13 protein-coding genes are annotated in these 12,166 nt (G+C 28.1%); 12 read left to right on the top strand and 1 reads right to left on the bottom strand.

From position 1 onward, the window contains the following. The first annotated feature begins 9 nt into the window (after nucleotides 1–9). Nucleotides 10–1,326: a 4Fe-4S dicluster domain-containing protein gene (locus DS884_RS04965; protein WP_113786001.1), complete on the top strand. Its 1,317-nt coding sequence runs from the start codon at nucleotides 10–12 to the stop codon at nucleotides 1,324–1,326. 78 nt (nucleotides 1,327–1,404) lie between these two features. Continuing rightward, nucleotides 1,405–2,184, top strand: a complete 780-nt coding sequence (locus DS884_RS04960; RefSeq protein ID WP_093870758.1) for a (Fe-S)-binding protein — start codon at nucleotides 1,405–1,407, stop codon at nucleotides 2,182–2,184. A 77-nt stretch (nucleotides 2,185–2,261) separates the two neighbouring features. Here the strand turns inward: DS884_RS04960 and DS884_RS04955 are convergent, their stop codons facing one another. Continuing rightward, nucleotides 2,262–2,519: a hypothetical protein gene (locus DS884_RS04955; RefSeq protein WP_093870759.1), complete on the bottom strand. Its 258-nt coding sequence runs from the start codon at nucleotides 2,517–2,519 to the stop codon at nucleotides 2,262–2,264. A gap of 548 nt (nucleotides 2,520–3,067) precedes the next feature. On the opposite strand from DS884_RS04955, the gene DS884_RS04950 reads away from it, so the two are divergent. The 10 genes from DS884_RS04950 to DS884_RS04905 all read left to right on the top strand — a co-directional run bounded on the left by DS884_RS04950 (nucleotide 3,068) and on the right by DS884_RS04905 (nucleotide 12,158). Further along, nucleotides 3,068–4,255 (top strand): glycosyltransferase, encoded by a 1,188-nt coding sequence (locus DS884_RS04950; RefSeq protein ID WP_093870760.1) that lies wholly within the window; start codon nucleotides 3,068–3,070, stop codon nucleotides 4,253–4,255. Between the two features lie 82 nt (nucleotides 4,256–4,337). Next, entirely contained in the window at nucleotides 4,338–5,537 is a 1,200-nt protein-coding gene (locus DS884_RS04945) for a response regulator (RefSeq protein ID WP_113786000.1), read from the top strand. 116 nt (nucleotides 5,538–5,653) lie between these two features. After that, nucleotides 5,654–6,052 carry a hypothetical protein gene (locus tag DS884_RS04940; RefSeq protein ID WP_113785999.1) on the top strand — a complete coding sequence of 133 codons (399 nt, stop codon included), beginning with the start codon at nucleotides 5,654–5,656 and terminating at the stop codon, nucleotides 6,050–6,052. Between the two features lie 89 nt (nucleotides 6,053–6,141). Beyond that, nucleotides 6,142–7,065, top strand: a complete 924-nt coding sequence (gene menA / locus DS884_RS04935) for a 1,4-dihydroxy-2-naphthoate octaprenyltransferase (protein ID WP_113785998.1) — start codon at nucleotides 6,142–6,144, stop codon at nucleotides 7,063–7,065. Between the two features lie 21 nt (nucleotides 7,066–7,086). Next, on the top strand, nucleotides 7,087–7,893 hold the full coding sequence (locus DS884_RS04930) for a DUF4349 domain-containing protein (RefSeq protein WP_113785997.1): 807 nt from the start codon (nucleotides 7,087–7,089) through the stop codon (nucleotides 7,891–7,893). A gap of 4 nt (nucleotides 7,894–7,897) precedes the next feature. After that, nucleotides 7,898–8,575 (top strand): metal-dependent hydrolase, encoded by a 678-nt coding sequence (locus tag DS884_RS04925; RefSeq protein ID WP_093870765.1) that lies wholly within the window; start codon nucleotides 7,898–7,900, stop codon nucleotides 8,573–8,575. A gap of 19 nt (nucleotides 8,576–8,594) precedes the next feature. Further along, nucleotides 8,595–9,110: an SRPBCC family protein gene (locus DS884_RS04920; RefSeq protein ID WP_093870766.1), complete on the top strand. Its 516-nt coding sequence runs from the start codon at nucleotides 8,595–8,597 to the stop codon at nucleotides 9,108–9,110. Then, entirely contained in the window at nucleotides 9,110–10,147 is a 1,038-nt protein-coding gene (locus tag DS884_RS04915; RefSeq protein ID WP_113785996.1) for an o-succinylbenzoate synthase, read from the top strand. Before DS884_RS04920 ends, DS884_RS04915 begins: the two co-directional genes overlap by 1 nt. 3 nt (nucleotides 10,148–10,150) lie before the next feature. Then, the gene (locus DS884_RS04910) at nucleotides 10,151–11,119 is read left to right on the top strand and encodes a CPBP family intramembrane glutamic endopeptidase (RefSeq protein WP_093870768.1); all 969 of its coding nucleotides are present in this window, start codon (nucleotides 10,151–10,153) and stop codon (nucleotides 11,117–11,119) included. A gap of 1 nt (nucleotide 11,120) precedes the next feature. Further along, on the top strand, nucleotides 11,121–12,158 hold the full coding sequence (locus DS884_RS04905) for an AMP-binding protein (RefSeq protein ID WP_113785995.1): 1,038 nt from the start codon (nucleotides 11,121–11,123) through the stop codon (nucleotides 12,156–12,158). Nucleotides 12,159–12,166 lie beyond the last annotated feature (8 nt).

The following is a 12,166-nucleotide window of genomic DNA, read 5'->3' as shown; positions in this document are numbered from 1 at the left end:
AAATAATACATGGAAAATTACGTACCAAACATCTTTTTTGCAATTATTTTAATAGCAGGTATAGGATATTTTGTAATGAATGTTCGAAAGCTGATCAGAAATATTAAATTAGGTAAAGATATTGACAGAACTGATAGAAAACCAGAGCGATGGAAAAATATGGCTAAAATAGCTTTAGGTCAATATAAAATGGTTCGCCGACCTGTATCAGGAATTCTACACGTAGTAGTTTATGTAGGGTTTATTCTGATTAACATTGAAATGCTTGAAATAGTTATCGATGGATTATTTGGAACGCATCGTGTTTTTCAACCAATATTGGGTGATACTGTATATGGTTTTTTAATTGGGAATTTTGAGGTTTTAGCACTTTTAGTTTTTGTTGCTGTTATTGTTTTTTGGTTCCGTAGAAATATTGAAAAGGTAAAGCGTTTCTGGAGTAAGGAAATGAAAGGATGGCCAAAGAATGATGGGAATATCATTCTATATTTTGAAATGGTTTTAATGTCATTATTTTTAATAATGAACGCAACTGATGTTGCTTTTCAAGAAGCAGGAACCGGAAATGTTATTTCACAATTTATAGCACCTTGGTTTAATGGTTTTTCACATGAAGAATTACACACTATAGAAAAAGTTTCATGGTGGTTGCATATTGTAGGGATTTTAATATTCTTAAACTACTTGTACTATTCAAAGCACTTGCACATATTATTAGCATTTCCAAATACATTTTTTGCTAATTTAAAACCTAAAGGACAGTTTACAAATGTAGAATCTGTTACTAAAGAGGTTAAAATGATGATGGATCCTGATGCAGACCCTTATGCAATGCCAGAAGAAGGAGAAGAAGAAGGTGAGCCTGAAAAGTTTGGAGCATCAGATGTTACTGATTTAAATTGGGTACAATTAATGAATGCTTATACTTGTACCGAATGTGGTAGATGTACTTCGTCTTGTCCAGCTAACTTAACAGGAAAAAAATTATCTCCTCGTAAAATAATGATGGATACTCGTGATCGATTAGAAGAGGTTGGAAAAAACATAGATGCGAATGGAGGTACATTTAAAGATGATGGAAAACAATTATTAAACGATTATATTTCCCCTGAAGAATTATGGGCTTGTACAAGTTGTAATGCATGTGTACAAGAATGTCCTATAGGAATTGATCCATTGTCAATTATTATGGAAATGCGTCGTTATTTAGTTATGGAAGAGTCAGCGGCTCCTCAAGAGTTGAATATGATGATGACCAATATTGAGAATAATGGAGCACCTTGGCAGTATAGTCAAATGGATAGACTTAATTGGAAAGATGAGTAAAGTTTTAACTTAATTAAAAACTTTATAATAATGAAAAGGAGCATTTAAAATTAATAATAAAAACTAATAATTTACAATATGAACGTACCAACAATGGCAGATATGATGGCTCAAGGGAAACAACCAGAAGTGTTGTTTTGGGTAGGAGCAGCTGGAAGTTACGATGATAGAGCAAAGAAAATAACAAAAGCTTTTGTAAAAATATTACACCAAGCTAATGTTGATTTTGCAGTATTAGGTACAGAAGAGAGTTCAACTGGTGACGCTGCTAAACGAGCTGGAAATGAGTTTTTGTTTCAAATGCAAGCAATGACTAATATAGAAGTGTTGAATGCTTATGAAGTTAAAACTATTGTAACATGTGATCCTCATTCATTTAATACCTTAAAAAATGAATATACAAGCTTAGGAGGCAATTATGAGGTTTTTCATCATACTCAATATATAAGTAAATTAATAAAAGATGGTCGCTTATCAATAGAAGATGAGATTTTAAAAAATAAACGTTTAACATATCATGATCCTTGTTATTTAGGAAGAGCAAATGATGTTTATGAAAGCCCTCGTGAATTAATTCGTCGTTTAGGAGTTAAAATGACTGAAATGAAGCGTCATAAATCTACAGCATTATGCTGTGGTGCAGGTGGAGCACAAATGTTTAAAGAGCCAGAAAAAGGTGATAAAGACATTAATATTCTAAGAACAGAAGACGCATTAGAAACTAAACCACAAATAATAGCTACTGGATGTCCTTATTGTAACACAATGATGACTGATGGAGTTAAGTTTAAGGAAAAAGAAAACCAAATAGAGGTTAAAGACATTGCAGAGTTAATTGCTGAAGCAAATAAATTATAAAAATATATAACCGTTAATATAAAAAAGGCTGTCTTATAAATGAAGACAGCCTTTTTTCTTGGGGGACTTTTAGAAATTTAATAGCTATAAACTTTTGAATCTTGTAATATTAAAAAATCAGATAAGTTTGATTTAATAAAATTTTTAAGTTTATTAGAAAATTCATAAGTAGGAACAATATCAAACTTCTTGAGTTTTGTGATATAACAAAAAGTAAGTGCAATATCTTTATCTTTTAATAAGGTGTTACTTCTCGATCTAAAAACTTTAATTAGCATGTCATCTATGCTCCCTTTTTTAATAATACTATCTTGATTAATTGTAATGTTTGCCATATAATAAAATTTGGTTAATACTTATGTTAAAAAAATATATATCTAATTTACTGATAATTAAGCGTTTGTAAAATAGGTGTATGCCCCTTAATTCATTTAAGGGGTTTCCCGTAGATTTTTAAGGGAAATCCATTAAGTGTCTGTTAATCTAGTGTTTACCTTTTTTTGTTTTTTTATAAATCAGTAAAACTTAAAACAAAATACTCTTGAAAAGAATATTTTGTGAGTATTTTTAAGTTACAAACTTATGTATGTTTTTGAAATACTATTTAAATAGATTTGGTAGCTTGAAAATTTATAGAGTCTAACTTTCCTATTAAAAATAACTCTTTTTTTGTTAAAAAATAAGTTCTACGATACTAATATTTAGTGTGAGAATAATTGTAAATAAATTGATTTTTAAATAATTAGCACAATGTTTTTTTGCTAATTACTTTATTTTAAGTATATTCATAATATTAAAGTTATATATTTTATGTTTAGAATAATTGATTTATAGGGGGACGTTCGGTTTGTTTTATTATTAACCAAATGCTTATAAATAATTTATGAAACTAGCAATTATAACTGCTTATCCACCAAGTAAGGTAACTTTAAATGAATATGGTTACTATTTGGTGAAAAATTTTAGAGTAAAAAAAGAAATAACGGAGCTTATTTTGCTAACAGATGTTACCAAAGAAGCTAAGATTATTGATTTTAAAGAAAAAGGATGTAAGATATCTGTAGTAGAATGTTGGAAGTTTAATAAAATTTCTAATTTTTTAACTATATCTAAAGCTATTGAAAAAACTAAACCAGATGCTATACTGCTTAATTTGCAGTTCATGAAATTTGGTGATAAAAAAATACCTGCTGCATTAGGCTTAACGCTACCTTATATTTTTAAATTAAAAAAAATACCTACTATAGTATTATTACATAATATTTTAGAAAAGGTAGATTTGAATAAAGCCGGTTTTACTGGTAATAAAACACTTGCTTCTATATATAATTATATTGGTACAGTTTTAACAAAGCTCATTTTAAAAGCTAATGTCGTTACGGTAACTATTAATAAATACGTTGGAATAATAGAAGATAAATATAAAGCTACTAATATTAAGTGTATACCACATGGAACTTTTGAAGAACTAACTGAGCCTTCTTATAGCATTCCTAAAGGACCAAAAAAAATAATGACCTTCGGAAAATTTGGCACATATAAAAAGGTAGAAGTATTAATTGAAGCTGTTGAGAAATTAAGAGCAACAGAAGAAATAGATTTAGAAATTATTATAGCTGGTACTGATAACCCAAATGTTCCCGGATATTTAAAAAAGGTAAAAGAAACATTTAAGCATGTACCTAAGCTTGTTTTTACAGGTTATGTTGAAGAAAGTGCTGTTCCTAAGTTATTTGAAGAAAGTAGTGTTGTTGTTTTTCCTTATACTTCTACAACTGGCAGTTCAGGGGTATTGCATCAAGCGGGTAGTTATGGACGAGCAGTTGTGATGCCAAACATTGATGATTTAGCAACGTTATCTGAACAAGAAGGATATAAAGCTGAATATTTTGAAACTGAAGATGCAAGTAGTTTAGCTACGGCTTTAAATAAAATAATTAAAGATGATACTTACAGAATGTCATTAGGAAAAGCCAATTATGAAGCAGCTACCAAATACCCAATGTCTAAAATAGCACAAATGTATTTAGATACGTTTAATACTATTATTAGTGAAGTAGATTTAAAATAAAAACTTGATTAGTAAAAATAACTTATTTCTTATATAATAAGTTATAAAAATAAATATAACCCGTCCCTATAAAAAAAGAAACATGAAAATACTTATTATTGATGACCAAGAATTAGTTTTATTACCAATTGAAAAGAGATTAAAAAAATTAGGCTATGAAGTGAAAACGGAAACAAATGGATTTAATGGAATTAAATTATTTGATTCGTTTAGTCCAGATCTTGTAATATTAGATATTAATATGCCTATAATTTCTGGATTTGACATTCTTAAACATATTAAAAAAAATAAAAAATCAACATCAAAAATAATGATATTATCGGGAAGTACTGATAATAATGATGTAGTTAAAGGTTTTGATTTAGGAATCCATGATTACATGAAAAAACCAATTAGTTTAAATGAAATCTGCGTAAGAACTAAACGTTTAATTGGAGTACCGGAATTACAAGAAAGCAATACAAATTTTAATGAAAATATAATTATTCAGAAAAGAGTAGTTGGTGTTGTAATTCCCTGTTATAATGAAGAAGATAGATTATTAAAAGATGAATTTTTAAAGGTTTTAGATAATTATTCAGGGTATTATTTATGTTTTGTAAATGACGGAAGTTCTGATAGAACTTTAGAGGTTTTAGAAGAGTTGAAAGTAGGAAGAGAAGATTATATAACAATATATAATTGTGAAAAGAATGGTGGGAAAGCTGAAGCAGTAAGACAGGGAATGCTGTACTTACAACGTTATAAAGCTTTAGATTATGTTGGTTTTTTAGATGCAGATTTATCTACTGATTTTAATGATTTTGAAGATTTAGTGGTAACAATTGAAAATTCAGATTATAAGATAGTAAGTGGTTCTAGAATTCAAAGAATGGGAGCAAATATTGCTAAAGATTCTGCTAGAGGTCTTATAAGTTTAATGATAAACTATATTATAAGAAAAATCTTATCTATGGATATTAAAGATACTCAATGTGGTGCTAAAATATTTAGAAAAGATGTGGTAAGATTACTGTTTAGTGAAAAGTTTTTAACTAAATGGTTGTTTGATGTAGAATTATTTATTCGATTAAGAAAAACTTTTAGTTTAGAGAAAGCTAAAAAAATGATATGTGAACAACCTTTAAAACGATGGATCCATGTTGATGGTTCAAAATTATCAATGAAAGATTCATTTAAGATTATTTTTCAATTAGGACAAATAATATGGAAATATAGAAAAAGGGAAGAAAAAATAGAATATCAACCAAGTTTTAAAGCAAAAATGACTTCATTAGAATAGAGTAATTCTATTTAAGATATAAAACTTTCTTAAAAGTGTATTGTACTCTTATGTATATGTTTTTATGGTATAAACTTTGTTATTAGTGTAAGCTAATAATCAAAATAATATACAAAATGAAATACTTTTACACCCTTCTGTGTTTATTTCTTCTTTCATGTAACGATGTAGATTTCTCGTTAGATGAAAGTGATTTTTCATCAGTTACTTTTAAAGTAAATAGTAATGATACTAATCATCAGGCAAAAATAAGAACAGTATTTATTGAGTCAGGTTTTTTTAAATTTGATGATACGTATGATGTTGGAAGTTTACCTTTTAAAAAATCATACAATGGAGAAATTAATTTTGCTGCTAGTTTAGGTATAGAATATCAAGATAAAACTACCAAAAACTTTGGAAATTACTCAATTGATATACAAATGTTCAGAGATAATATTTTAATTCAAGAAAGAGCTTTTATAATAGATTCTCCAGGAAAAAAGGTTAGTTTCGATGTTATGATAAATAAATAAAAATAGAATAAAAAGGAATGATAAAAAGGAAGATGTAGTCTTCCTTTTTTTAGGTGTAAATATTTATCTTTGAAAATTATATTGGATAAATGAAAAACTACATAAAAGCAGCACGCCTGCGAACTTTGCCATTATCAGTATCAGGAATTATTGTTGGAGCTTCAATAGGATATGAAATGTTTTTTTTGAATAACACTTCATGTGTAAAGAGTTCTTTTTGGTTGACTAGCATTTTCTGGTTAGCAATTTTAACTACCATAGGTTTTCAAGTATTGTCTAATTTTGCTAATGATTATGGAGATGGTATTAAAGGAACTGATAACGATAGAAAAGGTGAAGCAAGAATGGTGTCATCTGGAGTAATTACACCTAAACAAATGAAAAGAGCAATGATTATTACTGCGATTATAACGTTAGTGATCGCTTTATTACTTATTTATGAGGCTTTTGGAAAAGAAAACTTTTTATACTCTGTAATTTTCTTTGCACTTGGAGTTTCATCTATAGTAGCAGCAATAAAATATACAGTAGGTAAATCTGCTTATGGGTATAGCGGATTTGGAGATGTTTTCGTTTTTATTTTCTTCGGTTTATTATCAGTAGTAGGTACTTATTTTTTATATGTAAAAGAGTTAAACTTCGTCATTTTTTTACCAGCTTTTACTGTTGGTTTATTAAGCACTGCAGTGTTGAATTTAAACAATATGCGAGATAGAGTAAATGATGCAAAATCAAATAAAAATACACTAGTTGTTAAATTAGGAGCTGAATCAGCAAAATATTATCACTATAGTTTATTAGTTAGTTCTTTCTTATTTACTTTCTTATACACAGTAATACAATATCAATCACCATTTCAATTTTTATTTATAGTAGCGTATATTCCATTAATAAAGCATTTGATTTTTGTGATGAAAAATAAAGAGGAAGTGTTATTAGATGGAGAATTGAAAAAAGTAGCTTTAAGCACATTTTTATTTGCCATCCTTTTTGGATTAGGACAAGTTTTGTAAATTTAAACAAAAACGAGTTTTGTGAAAACATTTTTAAAATTAATAGTCTTATTTATTTTTATTGTTGGTTGTAAGGATAACGAAAAAATTAGCTATGGTTATTCGGAAATTGCTTTTGATGAAGATTATTCTGTACAAGGAAATCTTTTAAAAGTAGAAAAAAATCATTCTGAAACTCCTTCAGAGGAGCGGAAATTAATTAAAAATGGTTCTATTGAATTTGAAGTAGTTTATTTGAAAAAAACGAGAGCTAAAATTCTTCAAGCTGTAAAAAAGTATAAAGGATATGTTTCAACGGATAATGAATATAATTCATCTGATAGAAAAAGTACAGTGATAAATATAAGGGTTCCGGCCACTAATTTTGATGCTTTATTAAAAGATATTTCTGAAGGAATTGAGAGTTTTGATCAAAAAAATATTAGAATTAAAGATGTTACAGAACAATTTTTAGATGTAGAAGCTCGATTAAAAAACAAAAAAGAGTTAGAGAAAAGATATTTAGAAATTCTTAAAAAGGCTAAAAGCGTAAAAGAAATTTTAGAAGTAGAAAAAGAAATAGGTAAATTAAGAGAAGATATTGAAGTTGCTGAAGGAAAACTAAAATATTTACAAAACCAAGTATCATTCTCTACATTAAATATCACTTTTTATAAAACAATTTCTAGTCAAACTAATTTTGGTAAAAATATTTCTGAAGCTTTTAAAAATGGTTTTAAAAATTTAAAAACATTTTTAATTTTTATAATTAATATTTGGCCATTCATATTATTAATATCTCTAGTTTTTTATTTGTTTAAAAGATGGAGAAATAAAAGAAAAAAATAAAAAAATGAATATTACTTTTTACGGACATGCTTGTTTTGGTATAGAAATAAATGGAACCAATTTACTTGTTGATCCATTCATAACAGGAAACTCTCAAGCAACTCATATAGATATTGAAACAATAAAAGCTGATTATATTTTACTAACACACGCACATCAAGATCATGTATTAGATGTTGAGTTGATAGCGGAAAAAACGGATGCTACTATTGTTTCTAATTATGAAATAGTAATGTATTATAATGCAAAGAATTTAAAAGGGCATCCTGTAAACCATGGAGGTACATTTAAAACTGATAAATTTTCTGCTAAATATGTAAATGCAATACATACTTCATCTTTTGCTGATGGAACTTATGGAGGTCAACCAGGAGGTTTTGTAATTAGTTCAGGGAATAAATCTTTATACATTGCAGGAGACACAGCAGTAACAATGGATATGAAATTAATACCGATGACTACAAAATTAACAGCTTCTATTTTTCCAATAGGTGATAATTTTACAATGGGAGTTGAAGATGCAATTATAGCATGTGATTTAGTAGAATGTAATAAAGTTATTGGATGTCATTTTAATACATTTCCTCCAATAGAAATAAATACAGAAGATGCTAAAAAACAATTTTCAATTAAAGACAAAGAATTAACCTTGTTAGCAATAGGAGAATCTATAACAATATAAATTTATAAATAGTACTATCATGAAAACAGTAAAAATTATTTTAGGAATTATCATAACATTGTCTATTGCTTTTTTTGCTACAGGGTTAATAATTAAAGAATTAAATTATGAATCTAAAGTAACTATTAACAAACCAGTAGAAGAAGTTTTTGCTATTTTTAATAATGATGAAAATTTATCAAAATGGATTCCTGAAATTAAATCTATTAAAGAAATCAATAAAGTTGATGGAATGGTAGGTAGTACCTACGCAGTTACAGTGATAAGTCAAGGGCAAGAAATGACTCTAGAAGAAAAGGTGTTAGCATATGAACCGAATAAAAAAGTAAAGTTAATGTTCAATGGAGGAGGAATGCTTAAAACAGACGACTATATATTTGAAAGTAATGGAGGTAATACTATAATTAAGCTAAAGGCAAACTGTAAAAGTACAGGGTTTATTTTAGGATGTATGTTACCATTTGTGAAAGGGAAGTTACAGGAACAAGACCAACAATATCTTACTAATTTTAAAGAGTTTGTAGAAAAAAACTAATGATAAAAGCAAACTATAAACAGTACCTGTTAAATTTTAAACAAGCAAGTGGAACTTCACGAGGTGTTTTAAGAACTAAAGAAACGTGGTTTATAATTCTTGAAGAAGAGGGAAAGAAAGGCTATGGAGAGTGTGGTTTGTTTAGAGGGTTGAGTATAGATGACACTCTTGATTATGAACAAAAATTAAAGTGGGCATGTGCAAACATTAATTTAGGGGTAGAAAAACTCTTAAATAACTTAATTGAATATCCGTCTATCCAATTTGGACTTGAACAAGCATTTCTATCATTAAATAGTTCTAACCCTTTTGAATTATTTCCATCAAATTTCACTGAAGGAAAAAGTGAAATTTCTATTAACGGTTTAATTTGGATGGGAGACAAAACATTTATGCAACAACAAATTAAAGATAAGTTGCAACAAGGGTTTACTACTATAAAAATGAAAATAGGGGCAATAGATTTTGAAACAGAAATCGCATTGTTAAAATCGATAAGAAAAGAGTTTTCTCCTAATGAAATAGAGCTACGTGTTGATGCTAATGGGGCGTTTAAACCTGAAAATGCATTAGATAAATTGCAAAGATTATCTGAATTAAAAATGCATTCTATTGAACAACCTATTAAACAAGGACAATGGCAAGAAATGGCTAACTTATGTAAAAAAACACCTTTGCCAATTGCTCTAGATGAAGAATTAATTGGCGTTTTTTCAAAAGAAAAAAAGCAAAAATGTATTGAAACTATACAACCACAATACATTATTTTAAAACCAAGTTTGGTAGGTGGTATAAAAGGTAGTAATGAATGGATTAAGATAGCAGAAAAATACAACGCCGGTAACTGGATAACAAGTGCGTTAGAAAGTAATATAGGGTTGAATGCTATAGCTCAATGGACGTTTACATTAAATAATCCATTACCCCAAGGATTAGGAACTGGAAGTTTATTTACGAACAATTTTGAGAGTCCTTTAGAAGTGAAAAATGGAAATTTACAATATGTTACTAACAAAAAATGGAATTTTAAAATATAGAATATGAATTTTATACAGCAGGCATATAAAGGAGAAAATAAATGGTATTTGTATATACTTGTTATTTTTATTGTTTTTTTTGGTTGGCAATTTTTAGGTGTAATGCCTTTAGCGTTAACAGCAATTCTCCATTCAGCTGATGTTGCTGAATTTACCCAAGCAGCTAATGATAATTTTATGACATTAGATATAAATAAAAACTTGTTTTTATTTATGATGATAGTAATGTTTGCTTTGGGATTACTTTTTTTGTTTATAGGAATCAAGTTTGTTCATAAAAGACCTGTAAAAACAATAGTAACAAGTAGAAACAAAATTGATTGGAAACGTTTTTGGTTTGGTTTTTTTACTTGGGGAATTATTTCATCATTAGTAATTGGAGTTGGTATTTTATTAGAACCAGAGAGTTATGTATGGAATTTTAATGCCGTACCTTTTTTTACTTTAGTAGCTATATCCTTTTTGTTTTTACCAATACAAACTAGTTTTGAAGAACTTCTTTTTAGAGGTTATTTTATGCAGGCTTTAGGAATTTTAGTAAAAAATAGATGGCTTCCTTTACTTATAACATCAGTAGCCTTTGGTTTATTACATGGGGCTAACCCTGAAGTTGAAAAATTAGGGGCTGTTTCTATGGTGTTTTATATTGGAACTGGGTTGTTTTTTGGAATAACAACATTAATGGACGAAGGAACTGAGTTGGCTTTAGGGCTACATGCCATTAATAATATCGTAGCAGCATTTTTTGTAACGACAGATTGGACAGTTTTTCAAACAAATGCATTATTTATAGATACCTCTGAGCCTTCAGTTGGATTGGAGATGTTTCTTCCAGTATTTGTTTTGTATCCTTTAATGTTAATATTCTTTTCTAAAAAATATGGATGGAATAACTGGAAAGATAAACTTGTAGGAAAGATAAGTGCTCCAGCAGGTGATGAAGTATTAGAAGACATAGGTAAAGTAAATTAATATGAATATTGATTTTCAGTTAAATAGTCGAAGTTTTACAGATGTGGAGGAATTATTAGAGTATTCTAAAAGTTTATCTGTTGATAGTTATCATTTTTTCTCTAATTGGTTTAATGATGAAGATTTTATTGTAGTACAAACTTCTGGATCAACAGGTACTCCTAAATCTATACAATTAAAGAAAGAGCATATGCGTAATTCAGCTATAGCTACTGGAACTTTTTTTAATTTAAAAGAAAAAACTACAGCGCTTTTATGCATGTCTACTAACTATATAGCAGGAAAAATGATGTTGGTAAGAGCATTAACTTTAGGTTGGCATATTAATGTGGTTGAGCCAAAATCTAATCCACTTGATGGTATTGATAAAGTTTATGATTTTTCTGCAATGGTACCTTTACAGTTACAGGCATCTTTGAATGAAATATATAGAGTGAAGAAATTAATAGTTGGTGGTGGTGTAGTTTCAACTGATTTAGTAGAAAAAATACAAGGAATCTCTACAGAGGTTTTTGCTACTTATGGTATGACTGAAACTATCACGCATATTGCTGTTAAAAAGTTAAATAATTTTTCTTCATCGAAAAATAGACCTGAGCAATCTTTTTATAAAACATTACCTAATGTATTTGTACAAAAAGATGAAAGGCAATGTTTAGTAATTAAAGCATCCAAAGTATCAGAAGAAATAATAATAACGAATGATGTTATAAAATTAATATCTGAAACTGAATTTGAATGGTTAGGACGGTATGATAATGTTATTAATTCTGGAGGAATAAAATTACATCCTGAAGTAATAGAAGAAAAACTTTCGAATATTTTATCACAGCGTTTTTTTGTAGCTGGAGTTTCAGATACTGTTTTAGGAGAAAAGTTAATTTTAATTGTTGAGGGGAAGAAATGTAGGTTAGATTTAGATAAAAACATTTTATTATCTAAATATGAGTACCCAAAAGAAGTGTATTTTATTTCTGAATTTATAGAAACAGAAACAAAAAAAATCCAACGTAAAAAAACATTGGATTTACTATTTTAAGGATAAGT

Source organism: Tenacibaculum sp. E3R01, assembly GCF_003318185.1.
Classification (GTDB): Bacteria; Bacteroidota; Bacteroidia; order Flavobacteriales; family Flavobacteriaceae; genus Polaribacter; species Polaribacter halocynthiae.
Note: the sequence above shows the minus strand (reverse complement) of the source record. Positions and strands in the feature narration are given on the sequence as shown.